Source organism: Bacillus sp. NMCN1 (genome assembly GCF_002998085.1).
Classification (GTDB): domain Bacteria; phylum Bacillota; class Bacilli; order Bacillales; family Bacillaceae; genus Bacillus.
Map to the genome: position 1 here is coordinate 867378 of NZ_PVQL01000002.1, position 20294 is coordinate 887671.

Below are 20294 nucleotides of genomic sequence, written 5' to 3' on the forward strand. Positions count from 1 at the left end.
CGTCCTTCCTTGACTGCAAAGGTTTTCATGTCACGCTGAAAAGAAGACAAAGAGCTAAAATAAACATCATTTTAGCCCTTTGTCAACAATGTGAGCATCCTCCATCATCGGAGGATGCTTTTTTTATGAAAGAAACCGTTTTTGAATATCAGGTGTAGGCATCATACAAGATGTTTTTTGACCGAACCATTTGTAGCGATTTTTCGCTATCCGCTCATAAAACCAATCACGGATAGGACGCGGAATGGCAATGAATAAATAACTCCATCTGTAGATCCCTTTTAAATGCCGCGTGGCTTTTAAGATGCCTGTCGACTTCGTATAAAGGGTGCCTTTTTCAATATAAATGAATGAATTGAACTCATCTAAAGGCAAATCATTTTCTTTTAAAATGCGCTGCCCTGTATCTGATTGTAACGAAGCAAACATCATTCGCTCATCTGGATCACGCTTAATCACAAAATGAACAGCGCCGCTGCACACGTTGCAGACACCGTCAAATAAAATTAAATGGGGTGGATGTGTTGAATGCATCGCAATCAAACCTCCTGTTTATCTGGCGTATTGCATCGTATTTTTCCAAATACGTAAGTGCGGGCTTGAGCTGTAAATCGATTCAACCGTTCCTCTATCTCTTCCAACCCATACACCCATTGTATATTGATCTGTCAGTCCAACAAACCAAATGTCTTTGTAGTCATTGGATGTCCCTGTTTTACCACCGATGTAAGGGGAATTGAAATTCGCTTTTTTCCCTGTTCCGCTTTTTACAACGGAGGCAAGCAGTTTACGCATGGTGTCATTTGTACGCTGAGAATACACTTGCTTCGGTGACTCTTTCCACTTGTAAAGGGTCTTACCGTTTAAGTCTGTTACCTTTGTGATCGCATGACTTTGCGTGTAAGCTCCTTGACTACCAAAGACGGTATACGCATCTGTTATTTCTAGCGGTGAGAAGCCCTTCGTAAATCCACCAAGGGCAGAAGGAAGGCGGTAATCATCCGCTACCATATGTTCGAATGAGAATTTCTCTAAATAGCTGAAGCCTTTTTTGACACCGACTGTATCCAGCATTCGGATCGCAGGTGTATTGTAAGAGTTCTTAAAGGCTGTTTCAAGTGTGACGGTTCCATACGTTTTATGATTATAGTTCTGCGGACAGTATCCGCTGCTGCAAAACTTGCCCGCACTGATTTTGCTTGAAGCCGTTGCACCGGTTTGGTCGATATATGGACCATAGTCTAAAAGCGGCTTTATCGCAGAACCAGGCTGTCTTTGTGCTTGATAGGCGTAGTTGAAATCAAACTTCTTATAGTTCTTTCCGCCAGCAAGTGCGACAATTTGATGCGTTTCATGATTAATGACCGCTGAGCCGCCTTCTACACCTTGGTAAGGCAATTGTGCATTGAGCTGATAGACGGCTCGTTGCTGTAAGGAAGGATCAAGTGCCGTATAAATTTTGACACCATCCTGAAGCAGGGCACTGACTTTTTCAGATAATTCTTTTTGAATGGCTTTTTTTGCTCCATCTGTTTTGGCTTTCTTCAAGCGTTTTGTAAAGCCTTCCTGATCTGACACAAGATCGGTAAATTCCTCATTTGCATATGTCACATAGTCAGGGTAAAGGTTTTTCTTTTCACTTAAGGACAGATTGATTTTTTCTTTGACGGCTTTTTTGTATTGCTTTTTGGTGATGACACCGTCTTTCTTTAAAATACCAAGCAGTCGTTCTTGGCGTTTCTTCGTGTGCTTGAATTGCTTCAATGGGTCATACAGTGTTGGGTTGTTTGGAATCGCAGAGATAAATGCCATCTGTGCAAGTGTTAAAGAACTAAGCGGCTTATCAAAATAGTAATTAGCCGCAGAACCGACACCGTAAACACCATTACTGAAATAAATCGTATTTAAATAGCTTTCGAGAATTTCATCTTTCGAGAATTTCCGCTCTAGTTCATAGGAATAGAGCAGCTCTGTAAACTTTCGGGTGAACGAACGTTCATGGCTTAAATATAAGTTACGGGATAGTTGCTGTGTGATCGTACTAGCGCCTTGGCTGATGCCATGGTTTTTGACATTTGAGGCAAGCGCACGAACAACCCCCATAAAGTCAATGCCTTTATGGTCATAAAAGTTTCGGTCCTCTGAGCGGAGGAACAGCTCCTTCACATTATCAGGAATTTTATCATACGTTACGAACACTCGGTTCTCATCGTTTGAGACGATCTCGGAGATGAGAGAACCATCCCGATCATACATATAACTGTTTTGGGAAAAATCTATCTTTTCCAGCTTGATTTTTTGATCAAGCACTTCGTTAACAGGCTTGACACTTGCAGCTTCTTCCTTTGATAGATAAAAAGTCAGAGCAAATAATGGAATGAGGGCAGCAAGTAATAACCAACCAATGATTGCACGAAACATGAGGTCACTCACTTTCTTCAATTTTCTAGCCATATCGTACCATTCTTTTGCGAATACGAGAAGGTTATTTTTAGAAAAGAATGGGCTTGAAGTCTAGTGAATAAGGCTTCTATACAAGAAAAAAGAGTATCTGATGCTCGATCAGACACTCCTTTCTTTTGTCTTCGCATGCGAGCGGACCGCCCATAAAAATAATGCGCCAAACAGAAAAATACCGGCAGTGACATAAAAGACAGCTGGAATTCCGTAATGACTCGCCACTATGCCGCCAATCACCGGACCGACGACATTCCCAAGAAAGCGGAAGCTGACATTGTATCCGAGCACTTCCCCTTGCATAGAGGCAGGTGCTTTGATCCGAATATACGCCGTCGTACAAGGAATAATCCCGCCAAGTGCCATCCCGTATAGAAAACGGAAAAGTACTAACATCACATAGGAATCCGCCATCGCTTGCGGGATGAATAAAATAGAGGAGAGGATGAGAAGGGCAAGCAGCACCTTGTCGTGACCAATTCGATCTCCGAGATCTCCCCATTTTCGTGTAAAGAGCAAATTGCCAAGTCCAGTTGCAGAAAATGCAAGCCCCGCATAAAATGCGAGATTAACAGGGCCGTGTAAATCATGAATGTATAAAGCCAAAAGTGGCTGAATGCTAAAGTTCCCTACTTGTGTAATAAACGTTAAAAGCATCGTGACCACAAGCAAAGGCTGTTTGAAAATATGAACGAGCACATCCTTCCGTGAGTAAGAAACGCGCTTTGCTTCTTTTGAACGAATGGGCTGTTCCTTCACTCCGAAAATAATCACAATTGCTGACGCATAAATGACAGCCGCTGTGAGGAAAAACGTATAAATAAATCCGACGCTGTCTGCCATGAAGCCGCCCATTAATGGACCAAACAATCCTCCGGCGACATTACTCATCTGCATCGTTCCAAGGGTTTTACCTGCAGTTGCCTTTTCCGTCTGTGCAGAGATCAATGCCATCGAAGTCGAGATAAAGCCTGTGACAAGCCCCATGAAGAGCCGCAGTGCGAATAGCTGATAAACAGTTTGCACAAGCCCCATTAATAGAATACTTGTTGCAATTCCAATTCCGTTAATGAGCAAAATCTTTTTATAGCCATGCCGGTCACCAATCCGTCCCCAAATCGGAGAAATCAGAAAGGCCGTTAAAAACGTGACCCCGAAGACATAGCCGCTCCACCTTTGGACAAATTCATTTGAATAGCTGCTATCAAGAGATTCTATGTAAAGTGATAAAAAAGGGACGATCATTGTAATGCTGGCCGATACAAAAAAGTTCACAAACCACATGATGTACAAGTTTTTCTTCCTGTTTGTGATAGAGACCACCTTCTTTATTTATTTCGTGTTCCTTAATAATTATAAAGGAAAATAAACGATCTTTCATCTGATGAATAGGTTGGGCATAGTGAATCTGCATTATTTTCAAGAAAATGAAGTGATTTCAAGGTCCGTCTTAATATAATGATATCAGGATGAAAAACTGACGAGAAAGTGAGGTGGGACTGGTGGAACAGAAGGCGGTGCTTGTGGTCGATTTTGAATTTACGATGCCTGATGGAAAGTATCATCCACAAAATTTTTTTCCTGAAATTATTGAAGCTGGGGTAGTGAAAGCGGCAAGTGAAACGATTATAGACACGTTCTCTAGCTACGTCAAACCGAAAAAGTTCCCGAAGCTGACGAAGCGCTGTAAATCGTTCCTCGGCATTACGCAGCAGGATGTAGAGAGCGGAATTTCCTTTGAGGCGTTTATCGAGAAGCTCGTGTCGCTTGATGAGGGAGAGGATTGTGAGATTATTACATGGGGCAATATGGACATGAAGGTGCTGAAGCAAAACTGTATGCTGAATCACATTGCCTTTCCTTTTAAGGGGAAGCTGAGGGACCTTGCCTTTGAGTATAAAACCTTTTTTGGTGATCGTACACTGACAGGGCTTCGCAAAGCGGCAAAGGAATACGGCAGTGAAGGAGCTGGTAAGCATCATAAAGCACTTGATGATGCTATGACGACTTATCAGCTGCTAACCCTTTTTGAAAAAGACAGAGCTTATGTGGAAAATCCGCAAACAACCAAAATTGGTGAGCTGATCGATTTCTCACACTTTTTTGATTCGGCTGATTAGCGGGCGTCTTCTGGAAAATAATCTTTTTCGAGAGAAGATAGGCACGCTCTTGATTTTTCAGCCCATTTGGAATCATCCGCATGGAGCGTTTGTTTTAATTTATCTACAGCTTCTTTTAGTGATACTTGATAATCTGGTATACCGCCATCATAAGGCTTCACCATATGATGAGGGATATTCGTCTGTTCACGATAGGCCAAAGCCCGTCTCTCTTGGAAAAAAGGCACGTCTGCTTCTTTTGGGTGATGCAGGTCGCCTTGAGTGGGATGTGTCAGAACGGCTTTTACTTGAACGAGATAGGTCGATGGTTTCACTGCTGTCACTTCCCCAACGTAAACACCTGTTTTGTAAAATCCTTTCACAACTTGTCCAATTTGAATGTCTGTCATGTGAAATTCCTCCATTTCCTTCTCGCAGGAAGGTATTTCATTTCTTTTAGCCAATATAGTGAAGTAAACGAGCAAAAGGGGGAATGGCGAATGCTGTCGTTCATCGCACTCTTTCTACTGTATTTTCCTGAAGATAAAAGGGAGTACATCCCAGCGGCAATCACCACGGTGATTTTCTTTATTGCTGCATTTATTTGCTTTCGTCTGATCGTTCGTGCGTCTAAGAAGCAGGAGCGGATAGATGAAAAAAGGACAAAAAAAATGGATTGATCATTTTCTTCTTGTATCTTCAGGAAACTTCACGGTGACGGTTGTACCAGACTGCAGCGAGCTTTTGAAACGAATGGTTCCATGGTGATTTTCAATGATAGAAAATGTCACTGTCAGCCCAAGTCCAGTCCCTTTATTTTTCAGGGTGTAATATGGTTCGCCAAGCTTTTTCATTTGGCTTTCTGTCATTCCTACACCGTTATCCACGAAACAAAGGCATATTTTATGATTTTCTTTTGAAGCAAAAAGTTCAATTTCCCCTTCGTGTTCTGGGGCTGCTTCAATCGCATTTTTGATTAAATTAATCATGACTTGCTTGATCTTCGTTTCATCCCCTTGAATGTATAAGTCTGGTTCAATGGATTGATGAATCGTGACCGATTTGAAATTCGCATAGGATGTCATCAGTGATGCACATTCCTCTAGTAATTTAGATAGATTGAGAGATTCAATTTGATAATAATTTTGTTTCGCAATGTCAAGATAACTCGTGATAATATCCTGCGCCCGGTCTAACTCGGACAGAACGAGATTTTTATAATCTTTATTGGTTGACGGCTCTTTTGTATTGTCACTAGAAAAGAGCAATTGGATAAAGCCTCTCACCACTGTCAGCGGATTGCGTACTTCATGGGCAACGCTTGCAGCGAGTTCACTTACAATGGTCAGCTTTTCTGACTGGACGAGCTGTGTTCTCATTTGCGCATTTTCTTTGACGAATTCAATGGAATAGATACTTAGCACAAGAAAGAATATGTAGTAAAGGGTTGAGAAAAATAACTCAAGTAACTTTTGCTGCATAATAAAGGCTGGGCTGTATTCCATTAAGCTGACCGCAAACAGTCCAATGTAAATAAAGAATCCTTTGGAAAAACCGATAAGCACTCCATACATCAGCTTTTTCAGCTTCGAATATTGACGCCATTTCCGGTAGAACAGAAATGGGATGAAAAAGTAAATCGGAACAACAATGAGTCCAACCCATAAGAAGGAGCCATACATCACGAATTTGACCATGGAACTTATCAAGATGGCGATGATCCCAGCAGTGTACCCTCCGTATAAAATGGCAAGTACAAGAGGAATGGATTGAAGCCCAGTCTGCAAATCTAAAATCGAACCAACTGGATATATAATACATAGTGCTGAAGAGATGGATGCGAATACTGTGATGAGCAGTTTATTCGTTTTTGGGAAATGAGCAGGGGTCCGGCTTAGCCATAGCGCATGATATAAAAAGATTGGAAATAGAATAAAAGATACATGGAGCAGAAAATCCTTGAACATTTCCATTTAAATGCTCTCCTCGTAAATAATTGTAATTCCTCTCATTATATCATCTCATGTACAAAGTAGATATGATAAAAGGAGGGTTTTTTTCTTTAAAAAGAACACCCGTTAGGATGTTCTTTCGATCGTATAGGGCTTATTCAGATGATCGCGTGAACGCTTGATGAAGGCGTTTCAATCCTTCTTTGACTGTTGAAGCAGGACAGCCGAGATTCATCCGAATAAAGCCGTCTCCTTCGAGTCCGTACACGTGACCAAGCTCAAGGATCACTTTGCCCTTTTTCAGCAGATTCCGTTTCAATTCCGCTTGACTGAATTGATAATCCCGAATGTCCAGCCACAATAAATAAGAAGCATCTGGTTTCATATAACGCATATTTGGAAGGTGTTCGTCAATATAGTCCATCGCCATTTTCATATTGTTTTCGAGATAAAGAACAAGGGCATCGAGCCACTCATCCCCGTGTCGGTATGCTGCTTCCATCGCAGGGATCGCAAATGCATTCAGTTTGGCCAGTCCGTTTCGTTGCAATTCATTGTTGAAAAGGGTTCTTTTTTCTTCATCGGAAATGATAATGGCAGATGCTTGGAGGCCAGCTAAATTAAATGTTTTACTTGGTGCAATACACGTCACTGTAATATGTGCTATGTCGTCAGAAAGACTAGCAAATGGCACATGCGGCTTTCCGTTTAGCATCAAATCAGAATGAATCTCATCCGAAACGACTGTGACACCGTGCTTGATACAGAGGTCTCCTACTCGTTTTAATTCCTCTTTTGACCACGCTCTTCCGGATGGATTATGCGGATGACATAGGAACATGAGCTTCGCTTCTGGTCTGCTTAGCTTTTTCTCTAAATCATCAAAATCCATGAAATAGCGGTTGTTTTCTATTTTTAAAGGGTTGGTTGAGACTGTACGTCCATTTCGCTCAATCATTTGATAAAAAGGTGTATACACTGGTGACTGTATGACGACTTCGTCACTTGGTTCTGTATAGGCTTGGACTGCAAAACTAAGTGCCGTGACGATCCCAGGTGTGAAGGTGACGTCATCTGTCTGAATAGTCCATCCATGTCTTCTTTTGAGCCATTCAGCTACTGCCTGCTGCGTATCCTGATCTTGAAAGGCATAGCCAAATACACCATGATCCAATCGTTTTTTCAATGCATCAAGGACGACCTGCGGCGCTTTAAAATCCATATCTGCCACCCACATCGGCAGCGCATCTGTTGTCAGGAACAAAGACTCTGCTTGGTCCCATTTCACTGATTTTGAACCTTTACGTATGATCTGTTCGTCGAAATTCATGAAACCCACCTCTAGCCGTTTTTCAACCATTGTTGGTTGTGCTAAAATAAACATCACAAAATTTATTATAAGCGGTGATACCGATGAAAGATAGTCAAGCTGTAGAAGAGATGATTCAACTCATTAAGGCATGGGACCCTTTTCAATATGGAGAGGATTTTTATGAAACGGAGCCTGCTGACGTCATCAGTGCATTATACGACGCAGAAAACCCTTTATCTTTAGCAAAAGAGATTCAAGCCATTTATCATCACTCATTTGAGCAGCTCCTGCCTTTCGAGAGCTGTCAGCATATAGCGAATCAGCTTTTCGTCATACGAGACAGTAGCTCCTGCACACGCTAAGACAGGCTGAAATGCCCGATTTGATCAGACACAAAGACCGGATTTTCCTCAGGAACGAGGTGCCCGGTTTTTTTTAATGCATGCAAGGTCGAGTTTGGCAGATCCTTGTGCAGTCTTTCTCCTATTTGAATGGGAACGATCCGATCTTCCTCACCCCAAATGAGCAGCACTGGTGTCTCCATTTTCTTTAGGACATCCGAAGTCAAATCGCCTTCCCGGTGCCGGATCAAGCGGAAAATCCCTCGGAAAATTTGATCATCAGAAAAAGGCTTTAAATATCCGTCCACCATCTCTTGATCAATGATGGAATGATCATGCACAACAGCCGTTAAATTTTTCATTATGCCTTGCTTCAAGAGCTTTCTTTTAAGATAGAGATAAAAATAAGGAATATATGTGCTGTAAACAAGCGATCTCTTTGATTTATTTAAATACCCTGAGCTGCACAAAAGTACCGCCTTTTCAAATAGGTCTGGCCGTTCAGATGCAGCGTATAAAGCAATTTGCCCGCCCATCGAATGACCCACTAGGATCGCATGCTGAATCTGTAAGTAACCAGCTAGCTCGATAATGATCTTTCCCATGTTGCGATAGCTGTAAATAAACGTATTCGACTTCTCGGACTGTCCAAATGGCGGCAGGTCGATCGCGATTAAATTGAAGTCCTGTTTCAGAAGCGGGATGAGCTTTCGATAGCTGAAGGTAGAAGAGAAGAGACCGTGAATTAAGATCAATGTTTTCTTCCCCTTATTTGGATAGTGCTCGTAATAGATATCTAAACCGAATTTACTTTTCATATAAGCTGGCTGAACAATGTCCACACTCATCACTCCGATATTTGATACTCTCTCTGTTAGGTGACTGTATTGTACCCTAAAAAGTGGATTTTAAGCTATGGTTAGCATCTTTTCCCTGCTTAGCATAATGGGAAAAACGTGCTATAATGTTCAGAAGATTTTTTAAAACTAGCTTTTTACAATCTGAGGTGTGAAATCAAATGAAACTAACAGAAAAAGAAACTGAAATATTAGAGATTTTAGATGAAAACAGCCGTGCCGATTTAAATACAATTGCAAAAATGGCAGGCGTGACAACAGAAGAAGCAGAAGCGATTATTCAAAAACTTGAAGATCAAAAAGTCATTATTGATTATTCAACCATGATTGACTGGCGTAAAGTGGATGGTCACGAAGGCGTCACAGCAATGATTGATGTAAAAGTGACACCCAAAAGAGGCGTCGGCTTTGATGAAATTGCTGAACGTATTTATCGCTTTCAGGAAGTGGAATCTGTCTATCTCATGTCAGGCGTTTATGATCTATCTGTTGTGATCCGAGGAAGGTCTATGTCTGATATTGCCCGCTTCGTGTCTGAAAAATTATCGACACTTGATTCCGTTGTTTCAACAACTACCCACTTTATTTTGAAGAGATATAAACATGATGGGAAAGTGTTTGAAACAGGAGACGATGACAAAAGAATCGTGGTGTCACCTTAAATGAAAAAGTCTTATTTATCTGAAACGGTACAAAGCATTCAGCCGTCAGGTATTCGAAAATTCTTTGATTTGGCAGCCACAATGGAAGGGGTCATTTCCCTTGGTGTCGGCGAGCCAGATTTCGTGACAGCTTGGAATGTCAGAGAAGCAAGTATTATGTCATTAGAACAAGGGCTTACCTCTTATACGGCGAACGCAGGGTTGTTATCTTTGCGAAAAGAATTGAGCCACTATTTATATAAGCGGTTTCACATTGACTACAGCCCTGAAGAAGAACTGATTATCACAGTTGGCGGAAGCCAGGCACTTGATTTGGCCTTTCGTGCGATTTTAAACAGTGGGGATGAAGTGATTATTCCAGAGCCTTGTTTCGTAGCATATGGGGCCCTTACGACACTTGCAGGCGGAGTACCTGTTTATTTAAGTACATCGGCTGAAAAAGATTTCAAAGCAGACTCGGCGGATCTTCGCACGAAGCTGACGACAAAGACAAAAGCGATTCTGCTTTGCTCTCCATCAAATCCAACTGGCTCTGTCTATTCAAAGGAAGAGCTTGAAGATATTGCTCAATTTGCAAAAGAGCATGACCTTCTCATTATCACGGATGAGATTTACGCAGAGCTGACGTACGATGAAGCTTTTACAAGCGTGGCGGCTATTCAAGATATGAAGGAAAGAACCATCCTGATTTCAGGCTTTTCAAAAGGGTTTGCCATGACAGGCTGGCGCTTAGGATATGTGGCAGCTCCACCTGTACTGCGCGATGCCATGCTGAAAATACACCAATATTCTATGATGTGTGCGCCCGCTATGGCACAATATGCAGCAGAAGAAGCTTTGAAAAATGGGCTTGAAGATGTAGAGAAAATGAAGAAAAGCTACAGAAGGCGGCGAAATTTGTTTGTAGGCTCCTTGAATGAACTGGGGCTCGCATGCCACCAGCCAAACGGCGCATTTTACGCTTTTCCGTCCATTAAAAGCACGGGCATGACATCAGAACAATTTGCTGAGGAGCTGCTCCTAAATGAAAAAGTAGCCGTTGTCCCTGGTAATGTCTTCGGCCCGAGTGGTGAAGGTCATATTCGCTGTTCATATGCTTCGTCTCTCGACCATCTGCAGGAATCTCTTTCAAGAATCCAGCGCTTTTTGCAGGAACGACAAGTGAAAGAAGAAGCACCTGTCATCATAAAATAAAAAAAGGCATCAATCCATTAGGACTCATGCCTCTCAAATTAGGGGGGAATACTAGAAAGCATTCTTGTTTTCAGGTATTCCCCCTTTTGAACTGATCTAAACCCAATCAAAAAATATTTTGCGTAACTGACCGTTCTATGATATAGTTTTTAATTGCGTATAAACGAATATTAAAACAATTATTTAGGAGTTGTTATCATGGCGACAAAGTTTGAAGTAGGCAGTGTTTACACTGGTAAAGTAACAGGATTACAAGCGTATGGTGCGTTTGTTGCATTAGATGAAGAAACTCAAGGACTTGTGCATATTTCTGAAGTAACACACGGCTTTGTAAAAGACATCAACGAGCATCTTTCAATTGGTGACGAAGTACAAGTAAAAGTTCTTTCTGTAGATGAAAATGCAGGTAAAATCAGCCTTTCTATCCGTGCTACACAAGATGCACCTGAAAGAAAAGAAAGCAAACCAAAGAAACAAAGACCACAGCAAGTGAAAGAAGAAGCTGCTGCACCACAAGGTTTCAATACACTTAAAGATAAACTTGAAGAGTGGATTGAGCAATCTAACCGTAAAGATCTTATCAAGAAATAAAAAAAGCACCGCTTCAAACGGTGCTCAGATTGTTGACAAAGGGCTAAAATGATCTTTATTTTAGCCCTTTGTCTTCTTCTTTTCAGCGTGATAGAAAACCTTTGAAGTCTAGGAAGGACGAGTACCGGAGCGGAGCGAATTTGACATTCGTGAGCACCGGAGCGCAGACCTGACAAAGAATGCGAGGGTTTGTCTACACGCTAAGCACCGCTTCAAACGGTGCCTTAGGCTGCCTCGTATAGGCGGCCTTTTTTATGTCTTTTTGTTTAGCGAACCTCTGGATTCGGCTCGTCACGGCGAACAGATTCTTCGCTTGGCTTGAACAATAGACCAAGGTTAACAAGACCTGCAATTCCAACAAGACCATAAATAATACGTGATAATGCAGAGCCTTGTCCGCCAAAGATCGCTGCTACTAAGTCAAATTGAAAAAAGCCGATTAGTCCCCAGTTAATAGCACCGATAATCGTGAGCACGAGGGCAATACGCTGAATAGCACTCATCGTGATTCCTCCTTTCGCTACAGCATCAATACATTTATATTTTGCAGATTTTTAGCTAAACTATGCGTAAGAAAATGGATTAAAGCAAATTACTTTACTTTTGGAATGATTGAGGCGCATAATGTAGCGCGAGGAGGAGATCAAATGGATCGATTTACTTATTGGAACCCAACGAAATTAATATTTGGAAAGGGAGAAGTTTCAACCCTTTCAGATGAACTCAAACACTACGGAAAAAACGTATTACTTGTATATGGTGGAGGCAGTATTAAACGAAACGGCCTTTATGACCAAGTTGTCAGCATCCTAAAAGAATCAGGAGCTGCAATCACTGAACTTGCTGGTGTTGAGCCAAACCCGCGCTTAACAACAGTAAGAAAAGGGGTAGAGCTTTGCAAAGAGAACAACGTTGATTTTATTTTGGCAGTTGGCGGCGGAAGTGTCATTGATGCAACGAAAGCGATCGCAGCCGGAGCGAAGTACGATGTAGATGCTTGGGATATCGTGACGCGTAAGCATGTCCCAATGGAAGCAATTCCGTTCGGTACTGTGTTAACACTTGCTGCAACAGGTTCTGAAATGAACTCTGGATCAGTGATCACAAACTGGGAAACAAATGAGAAATATGGCTGGGGAAGTCCAGCAGTTTTCCCTAAATTCTCTATTCTTGATCCAGTGAACACATTCACTGTGCCGAAAAACCATACGATTTATGGCATGGTTGACATGATGTCCCACGTGTTCGAACAATATTTCCATCATACAGAAAATACACCTTACCAAGATCGTATGTGTGAAGGACTTCTTCGGACCGTTATTGAAACAGCACCGAAGCTGATCAACGATTTAGAGAACTATGAGCTGCGTGAAACCATCTTATTCACTGGCACCATTGCGCTCAATGGTATGCTGTCAATGGGCGCGCGTGGTGACTGGGCATCTCACAATATTGAGCATGCGGTATCAGCTGTTTATGACATCCCTCATGCAGGCGGACTTGCGATCTTGTTCCCGAACTGGATGAAGCATGTCATTCAAGAAAACCCAGGACGCTTTAACCAATTAGCGGTACGCGTATTCGATGTGGATCCTGCGGGCAAAACAGACGAAGAAGTGGGCTTAGAAGGAATCGACAAATTGTCAGCTTTCTGGACAAGTCTTGGCGCACCAAGCCGTTTAGCGGATTATGATATCAACGATGAAAAAATTGATTTAATTGCAGATCGTGCAATGGCACGCGGTGAATTTGGTCAATTTAAAAAGCTAAACAAAGAAGATGTTCTAGCCATTTTGAATGCTTCTTTATAATCGAACAACCATAAGATAGCTGCTTTCGAGCAGTTATCTTTTTTGAGTTCAACGTGTACATATGTTAAAGTAGTCTTTCATGTTTTTGGATATATACGCTGTAAGGAGATGTATCAACAGATGGAAAATTTTATTTACTATAATCCAACGAAATTAATGTTTGGAAAAGGACAACTAGAAGGACTAAAAAGCGAACTCGCTCGTTATGGAAAACGAGTGTTACTTGTATATGGCGGAGGCAGCATTAAGAAAAATGGTCTTTATGACAATGTGATCAGCGCGTTAAATGAAGCAGAAGCTGAAGTATTTGAGCTGTCAGGTGTTGAACCAAACCCGCGCCTCACCACGGTGAAAAAGGGAATCGACATCTGCCAAAATGAAAAAATTGATTTCTTATTAGCCGTTGGCGGCGGCAGTGTAATCGACTGTACAAAAGCGATCGCAGCTGGAGCAGAGTATGACGGAGATGTGTGGGACATTATTTCAAAGAAAACAATCGCTCAAAAAGCATTGCCGTTTGGCACAGTGCTGACACTTGCAGCAACTGGTTCAGAAATGAATCCAGACTCTGTCATCACAAACTGGGAAACAAATGAAAAATATGTGTGGGGCAGTTCAGTCACTCATCCTGCTTTTTCCATTCTAGACCCTGAGCATACTTATTCTGTGCCAGAAAACCAGACGGTGTACGGCATGGTCGATATGATGAGCCACGTCTTCGAGCAATACTTCCATAATGTCAAAAACACGCCGCTACAGGATCGAATGTGTTTTGCTGTTCTTCAAACAGTCATCGAGACAGCACCAAAGCTGCTTGAAGACTTACAAAACTATGAGCACCGCGAAACGATCCTTTATGCAGGAACGATCGCTTTAAATGGCACACTGCAAATGGGCTACTTTGGCGACTGGGCGTCCCATACGATTGAGCATGCGGTATCGGCTGTCTATGACATTCCGCATGCAGGCGGACTTGCCATCCTTTTCCCAAATTGGATGCGTCATACACTCGATCACAATGTGGAACGCTTTAAAAACCTTATGCTGAACATGTTTGACATCGAGACAGAAGGAAAATCAGATCGTGATATCGCATTAGAAGGAATCGACAAGCTGTCAGCTTTCTGGACAAGTCTCGGTGCACCAAGCCGTCTAGCGGATTATGACATTGGTGAAGATCAGCTCGACAAAATTGCCGACATTGCGGCGAAAGAAATGGAATATGGTGGTTTTGGTAACTTTATGAAACTTGGTCGTGATGACATTCTTTCTATTTTGAAAACTTCTTTATAATCTAGATGGCCGTTTCTCATAGAGAGAAACGGCTTTTTGCTATGCCAGTGACGATCACTTGATTTCAATAGCTAGTTCCGCTAAAGTGAAAGGGACAGAACTAACGTAATGGAGGGCTTACAAGCGATGACACATATTCAATTTGACTACTCGAAAGCGTTACCTTTCTTTCAAGAACATGAGCTTACATATTTAAAAGATTTTGTGAAGGTGGCCCATCATAATATTCATGAACAAACAGGTGCAGGCAGTGATTATTTAGGCTGGGTTGACTTACCGAAGCAATATGATCGCGAAGAATTTGCTCGCATTAAAAAAAGTGCAGATAAAATTAAGTCTGACTCTGATGTCTTGCTTGTTGTCGGAATCGGCGGCTCTTATCTCGGTGCACGTGCGGCGATTGAATTTTTGAACCATTCTTTCTATAACACGCTGCCAAAAGGCAAACGCAAGACGCCGCAAATTATCTTTATTGGGAACAACATCAGTTCCTCTTATTTAACAGATGTGATGGATCTATTGGAAGATGCAGATTTCTCTATTAACGTCATTTCAAAATCTGGTACAACAACAGAGCCAGCGATTGCGTTCCGCATCTTTAAAAAGCTCCTCATTGAAAAATACGGTGCTGAAGAAGCGAAAAAACGTATTTATGCGACAACTGACAAAGCACGCGGTGCACTGAAAACATTAGCAACTGAAGAAGGCTACGAATCATTTATCATCCCTGATGATGTAGGTGGACGCTATTCTGTATTAACAGCAGTTGGTCTATTGCCAATCGCTGTGAGCGGTGCAGACATTGATCAGATGATGGAAGGCGCGGCAAAAGCAAGCGAAGACTTCGCTTCATCTGAGCTTTCTGAGAATGCGGCATACCAATATGCTGTCGTCCGTAATGTCCTTTACAATAAAGGCAGAACGATTGAAATGCTGATTAACTATGAGCCAGGACTGCAATACTTTGCAGAATGGTGGAAACAATTATTCGGTGAAAGTGAAGGGAAAGATGAAAAAGGAATCTACCCTTCATCTGCGAACTTCTCAACAGATCTTCATTCACTTGGTCAATATGTCCAAGAAGGAAGAAGAGACTTGTTTGAAACAATCGTTAATGTAGACAAGCCTCGTCATGAGCTTATCATTGAAGCAGAAGAACAAGACCTTGACGGCTTGAACTATCTAGCAGGAAAAACGGTTGATTTCGTTAATAAAAAGGCATTTGAAGGAACGATGCTTGCTCATACTGATGGAAAAGTACCGAATCTGATCGTCACAATTCCTGAGATGGATGCTTATACATTCGGATACCTCGTTTACTTCTTTGAGAAAGCATGTGCGATGTCTGGATATCTACTAGGCGTCAATCCATTCGACCAGCCTGGAGTAGAAGCCTATAAAATGAATATGTTTGCTTTATTAGGAAAACCAGGCTTCGAAGAGAAAAAAGCCGAGCTTGAAAGCCGTCTAAAACAATCGTAAGAATGAAAAAGCACACCTTTTGATAAGGGTGTGCCTTTTTTGTTTTCTCATGGTTCCTGTGCAAGCCCCCCTATGTTCTGCACATAGAATAATGAGTGGAGGAGGGTGAAACATGAGAACGAATCATATTTACATTCATGATATTTCTGGTCAGGCAATCGTCAATTTTGGCAATGTCGGACGTATTTGTCCTAAGAGTGCTGTGAAGGATACAGAAGGCGCTGGCAGTGGGAACGAGACGAATCAATCATTCAATCAAAGCTTATTTGATGCCGCTTTTACAAACAATGTACAAATCACGAGAGGCAGATGTATGAATTCCTCTCTTTAACGAACCCTATTATACAAAAAGGAGGGTTTCGTATGATTCATGTACCATCCAGGCTGCCTGGTGAAAGCTTTTCACTTTACCATTTAGAAGAGACCATGAAGCCGCTCGGTTATGTCATTAATGGCAACTGGGATTATGATCACGGGTATTTTGATTATAAAATTGATAACCGTGATGGCTATACCTTTCTCAGAGTTCCTTTTACAGCCGAAAAAGGCCAGCTGGATCAGCCAGGCGTTGTGGTGAAACTGGGAGATCCATTTCTCTTAAAGCATGTATATCAAGATAAGTTAGATGATCATGCGATGGTTGGAAATGTGGGAGCATCCTTTAACCAATTCCAAGAACCAAAAGAGAAAGATGGAGATGTATCAAAAGCTTATACTGAGATTGGCTTTTCACTCGTCAAGGAATTAGAAGACGCACTGCTTTAAAGGCTGATCAGTTCATCCTCTGCATGAAGCTCATAGCCAAAGGGAGGATTCATCATGGGTCCTTCTTTTTTTTGTACACCGACAATGATCACATGATGCTCTAAAAAGTGGTGGAGCGCTGTTAAGAATGTTTCTCCGGCTAACGAAGCTGGAACCGGTATGATGGTGACGTGTTTATGCAAGGTCATATGTCGTTTTTTCTTTAACGCTTTGAACTGTTCTTTTAAAAGAAAATGTTCAACCATTAAATGATTGACTGCATCAGAGGTATGAATGACTTGATTGGCGCCAGCACGCTCGGCATTTTTCACGTAACGATCTGTTAAGATTTCAATTAAACAGTATAGTGAAGGGTTTAATCCTTTTGCTGCAAGTAATGTTAAAACACTCTGCATATCAGCTGTCACTTCATTTTCGTGCTGATCTGCGGTAATCATCAGTGCATCTGCACCGGTAATATTGGCTTTGCGAAGTGTGACATCTTCGGTGCCATGTCCTTTAATAAAATGAACATTCTCTAAAAGCGGCCCTTCCTTCAAGGAGTCATCAATCAGCACAATCGTCATAGCTGGATCAATTGTTTGAAACGACTGAAGCAGTTTGTTCGTTTTCTCATTCCAGCCGACGATAATGAGATGTCCTTTCCCTTTAAAGGAGACCTTTCCTTCTACATAATGGTGCTGCTTGCTGAACACAGCGGCGGCAAGTGTGGCAAAATAAGCCGTGACAAAGCTTGCCCCGATCAGAATCAGCGCCATACCTGCGATTTGTCCGGGCATGGTTTGCGGCACAAAATCACCGTAGCCGACCGTTGCGACTGTAATGAGGGCCCACCAGATCCCATCAAAGATCGTATGATACTGCTTCGGTTCAAGTAAAACGATTAATTGTCCAAAAAAGAGAAGCAAGAAACAGATGATGATGGCAATTCGAAGATACAGTGGCCACCTTAGCCAAGCGATAAAGATACGATTTGATTTCATTGGACTCTTCCTTTCAGGAGACTGCTAATGTCAGTATGCCCGATTGAGGAAACATTTTTTCATCTTCGTCATGTATTGAAACAGATCCCATATCTTAAAATAAAAGAGAAGAAGGAGGGAATTCGAATGTCGTTCGTTCAAAAGACCGTACTTCTTTTTATCGGTGCGCACTTTTTATCATCAGCTGTCATTTTACTTGTGTTTGACTTGAATACTGTCAATCATTTTATGAATGATTTTTCATGGCTGCACTTTTTTCAAGACCTATACGGAACGGTGACCTTTTATACAGCATGCTTAGGTGTGTTCTTCTTTTTTATTGGCGCAGTTGTTCCCCTTAAAAAGACCTAGTGCTTTTTTCTGTACACGTTACATAAAAGTCATTAAAATTGTAAATAAATATATAAAATAAAAAGGAAGCTGATGAGCATGCTGTTTTTTTATTTTTTAACATTTGCCGCATTGGGATTATCATTTTGGGCACAATTTAAAGTAAAGAATAATTTTGAAAAGTATTCAAAGGTTGAAGCATCTAGTATGAAAACAGGTGCGGAAACCGCTCGATATATTTTAGATCGCAACGGGTTATACGACGTGCCTGTTGAACCGGTAAGAGGAACTTTGACTGATCATTACGACCCTACGCAGCGTGTGGTTCGCTTATCTGAACCTGTGTACTACGGCCATTCCATATCGGCCATTTCAGTCGCATCACACGAGGTTGGACATGCCTTGCAGCATCAGGAATCCTATGGTGCGCTTGTTTTGAGACATAAGATCTTTCCTGTCGTGAACTTTGCATCTGGTGTTGCCCCTCTTCTTTTCCTTGGAGGAATCTTGCTTGGCAGCCTTAACTTAATCGGGCTTGGGATCATTTTGTTCTCAGCGGCTGTGTTTTTTCAGCTTGTGACATTGCCTGTCGAGTTTAATGCAAGTTCTCGTGCAAAAGATATCATTGTTTCAGAAGGAATCATTAGAAGCAGTGAAGAAAGAGGCGTGAACAAGGTGTTAAATGCTGCAGCTCTTACGTACGTCGCAGCGGCCCTTGTCTCCTTGTTTGAATTGCTCCGTTTTGTAATGATCTTCCTAAATGGCCGTAATGATTAATTGATGCCAGAGGAGGTGAGCCCTTACCATTGTTAGGTAAGGGTTTTTTTGTATATTTTAAACGTATTTTTAGTCATATTACTCATTGCTGCGACAGCATTTTTTGTTGTCACTGAATTTGCGATTGTGAAAATTAGAGGCTCTAAAATCAATCAGCTGATTGAAAGCGGGGATAAGAGAGCCATCCACGTACAAAAGCTCATATCAAATCTCGACGAATATTTATCCGCCTGTCAACTCGGCATTACCATCACCGCTTTAGGCTTAGGGTGGCTGGGAGAGCCGACGGTGGAGCATTTTCTGCATCCGCTGTTTGAGGAATTAGGGCTTCATTCCGCATTAACCGACATCCTATCGTTTATCATCGCATTTGTGATCATTACGTTTTTACATGTCGTTGTGGGAGAACTGGCGCCTAAAACGATTGCCATTCAAAAGGCAGAGGCGGTCAGCCTTGTGACAGCAAAGCCACTCATCTTTTTCTATAAAGTCATGTACCCGTTTATTAAAGCATTAAATGGGGCGGCGAGAGGCATTGTGAAATTATTCGGTTTTCATTCTGTCAAAGAACATGAAGTGGCGATCAGTGAGGAAGAATTGCGTCTCATTTTATCTGAAAGCTATGAAAAGGGCGAGATTAACCAATCTGAGTACAAATATGTGAATAAAATCTTTGAATTTGATAATCGGGTGGCGAGAGAGATCATGATCCCTCGTACAGAAATTTCAGCCATAGAGATTGAACAGACGCTTGAAGACATGACGCATTATATGCTGAACGAAAGGTACACACGTTATCCTGTCATTAAAGAAGACAAAGATCATGTGATTGGTGTTATCAATAGCAAAGATGTGTTTAAGGCGAGTTTCCTGAATCAAGATGTGACGATTGAAGACTTAATGCGTCCGGTGATTCGGGTGATTGAAAGTACTCCTGTTCAAGAATTGCTCATTTTGATGCAAAAGGAACGAATTCATATGTCAGTGCTCGTAGACGAATATGGAGGAACAGCCGGACTTGTCACAGTGGAGGACATTTTAGAGGAAATCGTGGGCGAAATACGGGATGAATATGATCAGGATGAAACACCTCACATCGTCAAAAAAGATGACTTCCACTATGTAATGGATGGGAAAGCCTTGATTGATGAAGTAAATGATTTATTGGATTTAGCCATTGAAAATGATGATGTTGATACAATTGCTGGCTGGATGATGACACATAAATTTGATTTTGAGATTGGAGATACGATTGAAGCAGAAGGCTGTGAATTTACCATCATAGATGCAGAAGACCATCATATTCGGACCATTGAAATCAAAAAGGTCCACTTTTTCTAAAAACCTCGTAACGCTTGACGAGGTTTTTTTACTTGGTAAACTTTAGG

At 41.7% G+C, this 20294-nt stretch carries 23 protein-coding genes; 14 read left to right on the forward strand and 9 right to left on the reverse strand.

The window, feature by feature from the left end; translation table 11 throughout:
• Positions 1-123: 123 nt before the first annotated feature.
• The 3 genes from C6W21_RS14235 to C6W21_RS14245 all read right to left on the reverse strand — a co-directional run bounded on the left by C6W21_RS14235 (position 124) and on the right by C6W21_RS14245 (position 3741).
• Positions 124-534, reverse strand: a complete 411-nt coding sequence (locus C6W21_RS14235; RefSeq protein WP_106050879.1) for a thiol-disulfide oxidoreductase DCC family protein — start codon at positions 532-534, stop codon at positions 124-126.
• An 18-nt stretch (positions 535-552) separates the two neighbouring features.
• On the reverse strand, positions 553-2454 hold the full coding sequence (locus C6W21_RS14240; protein ID WP_106050880.1) for a transglycosylase domain-containing protein: 1902 nt from the start codon (positions 2452-2454) through the stop codon (positions 553-555).
• A gap of 108 nt (positions 2455-2562) precedes the next feature.
• Entirely contained in the window at positions 2563-3741 is a 1179-nt protein-coding gene (locus C6W21_RS14245) for an MFS transporter (RefSeq protein WP_317615083.1), read from the reverse strand.
• A gap of 218 nt (positions 3742-3959) precedes the next feature.
• Between C6W21_RS14245 and kapD the strand changes: the two genes are divergently transcribed.
• On the forward strand, positions 3960-4577 hold the full coding sequence (kapD, locus tag C6W21_RS14250; protein ID WP_106030428.1) for a 3'-5' exonuclease KapD: 618 nt from the start codon (positions 3960-3962) through the stop codon (positions 4575-4577).
• Here the strand turns inward: kapD and kapB are convergent.
• Positions 4574-4966: a kinase-associated lipoprotein KapB gene (gene kapB / locus C6W21_RS14255; RefSeq protein WP_034659797.1), complete on the reverse strand. Its 393-nt coding sequence runs from the start codon at positions 4964-4966 to the stop codon at positions 4574-4576. The two genes, kapD and kapB, sit on opposite strands and share 4 nt — an antisense overlap.
• Before the next feature lie 90 nt (positions 4967-5056).
• Between kapB and C6W21_RS14260 the strand changes: the two genes are divergently transcribed.
• Complete coding sequence (locus C6W21_RS14260) at positions 5057-5236, forward strand: hypothetical protein (protein ID WP_034659795.1); 180 nt, start codon at positions 5057-5059, stop codon at positions 5234-5236.
• Here the strand turns inward: C6W21_RS14260 and C6W21_RS14265 are convergent, their stop codons facing one another.
• Positions 5237-6529 carry an ATP-binding protein gene (locus C6W21_RS14265; protein WP_106043640.1) on the reverse strand — a complete coding sequence of 431 codons (1293 nt, stop codon included), beginning with the start codon at positions 6527-6529 and terminating at the stop codon, positions 5237-5239.
• Between the two features lie 133 nt (positions 6530-6662).
• The gene (locus C6W21_RS14270; RefSeq protein ID WP_106056540.1) at positions 6663-7838 is read right to left on the reverse strand and encodes a MalY/PatB family protein; all 1176 of its coding nucleotides are present in this window, start codon (positions 7836-7838) and stop codon (positions 6663-6665) included.
• Between the two features lie 83 nt (positions 7839-7921).
• Here C6W21_RS14270 and C6W21_RS14275 point away from each other — a divergent pair, with 83 nt between their 5' ends.
• Positions 7922-8182: a YugE family protein gene (locus C6W21_RS14275; protein ID WP_106050886.1), complete on the forward strand. Its 261-nt coding sequence runs from the start codon at positions 7922-7924 to the stop codon at positions 8180-8182.
• On the opposite strand, the gene C6W21_RS14280 is transcribed toward C6W21_RS14275, so the two are convergent.
• Complete coding sequence (locus C6W21_RS14280; protein WP_106050887.1) at positions 8179-9003, reverse strand: alpha/beta fold hydrolase; 825 nt, start codon at positions 9001-9003, stop codon at positions 8179-8181. The two genes, C6W21_RS14275 and C6W21_RS14280, sit on opposite strands and share 4 nt — an antisense overlap.
• 176 nt (positions 9004-9179) lie before the next feature.
• Between C6W21_RS14280 and C6W21_RS14285 the strand changes: the two genes are divergently transcribed.
• From C6W21_RS14285 to yugI, 3 genes are all read left to right on the forward strand, one after another.
• Entirely contained in the window at positions 9180-9680 is a 501-nt protein-coding gene (locus tag C6W21_RS14285; RefSeq protein WP_003213765.1) for an Lrp/AsnC family transcriptional regulator, read from the forward strand.
• Positions 9681-10874, forward strand: coding sequence for an aminotransferase (locus tag C6W21_RS14290; protein WP_106056542.1), 1194 nt, complete (start codon positions 9681-9683; stop codon positions 10872-10874).
• Between the two features lie 198 nt (positions 10875-11072).
• Positions 11073-11465 carry a S1 domain-containing post-transcriptional regulator GSP13 gene (yugI, locus tag C6W21_RS14295; protein ID WP_007500519.1) on the forward strand — a complete coding sequence of 131 codons (393 nt, stop codon included), beginning with the start codon at positions 11073-11075 and terminating at the stop codon, positions 11463-11465.
• Between the two features lie 266 nt (positions 11466-11731).
• Here yugI and C6W21_RS14300 read toward each other — a convergent pair whose 3' ends face one another.
• Entirely contained in the window at positions 11732-11968 is a 237-nt protein-coding gene (locus C6W21_RS14300; RefSeq protein ID WP_106056544.1) for a DUF378 domain-containing protein, read from the reverse strand.
• Between the two features lie 144 nt (positions 11969-12112).
• Between C6W21_RS14300 and C6W21_RS14305 the strand changes: the two genes are divergently transcribed.
• From C6W21_RS14305 to C6W21_RS14325, 5 genes are all read left to right on the forward strand, one after another.
• A complete protein-coding gene (locus C6W21_RS14305; protein ID WP_106056545.1) occupies positions 12113-13276 on the forward strand; it encodes an iron-containing alcohol dehydrogenase in 1164 nt (387 codons plus the stop codon).
• A gap of 120 nt (positions 13277-13396) precedes the next feature.
• Complete coding sequence (locus C6W21_RS14310; protein ID WP_106056547.1) at positions 13397-14569, forward strand: iron-containing alcohol dehydrogenase; 1173 nt, start codon at positions 13397-13399, stop codon at positions 14567-14569.
• A 126-nt stretch (positions 14570-14695) separates the two neighbouring features.
• Positions 14696-16051 carry a glucose-6-phosphate isomerase gene (locus C6W21_RS14315; RefSeq protein ID WP_106056549.1) on the forward strand — a complete coding sequence of 452 codons (1356 nt, stop codon included), beginning with the start codon at positions 14696-14698 and terminating at the stop codon, positions 16049-16051.
• Positions 16052-16163: 112 nt separating this feature from the next.
• Positions 16164-16382: a spore germination protein gene (locus tag C6W21_RS14320; RefSeq protein WP_106050892.1), complete on the forward strand. Its 219-nt coding sequence runs from the start codon at positions 16164-16166 to the stop codon at positions 16380-16382.
• A gap of 32 nt (positions 16383-16414) precedes the next feature.
• Positions 16415-16816, forward strand: a complete 402-nt coding sequence (locus tag C6W21_RS14325; protein ID WP_012011078.1) for a YugN-like family protein — start codon at positions 16415-16417, stop codon at positions 16814-16816.
• Here C6W21_RS14325 and C6W21_RS14330 read toward each other — a convergent pair.
• The gene (locus C6W21_RS14330; protein WP_106050894.1) at positions 16813-17799 is read right to left on the reverse strand and encodes a potassium channel family protein; all 987 of its coding nucleotides are present in this window, start codon (positions 17797-17799) and stop codon (positions 16813-16815) included. The two genes, C6W21_RS14325 and C6W21_RS14330, sit on opposite strands and share 4 nt — an antisense overlap.
• Positions 17800-17925: 126 nt before the next feature.
• On the opposite strand from C6W21_RS14330, the gene C6W21_RS14335 reads away from it, so the two are divergent.
• The 3 genes from C6W21_RS14335 to C6W21_RS14345 all read left to right on the forward strand — a co-directional run bounded on the left by C6W21_RS14335 (position 17926) and on the right by C6W21_RS14345 (position 20247).
• Complete coding sequence (locus C6W21_RS14335; protein ID WP_106050986.1) at positions 17926-18150, forward strand: YuzI family membrane protein; 225 nt, start codon at positions 17926-17928, stop codon at positions 18148-18150.
• 81 nt (positions 18151-18231) lie between these two features.
• Entirely contained in the window at positions 18232-18906 is a 675-nt protein-coding gene (locus C6W21_RS14340) for a zinc metallopeptidase (RefSeq protein WP_034660681.1), read from the forward strand.
• 48 nt (positions 18907-18954) lie between these two features.
• Positions 18955-20247 (forward strand): hemolysin family protein, encoded by a 1293-nt coding sequence (locus C6W21_RS14345; protein WP_106050895.1) that lies wholly within the window; start codon positions 18955-18957, stop codon positions 20245-20247.
• Positions 20248-20294: the final 47 nt, after the last annotated feature.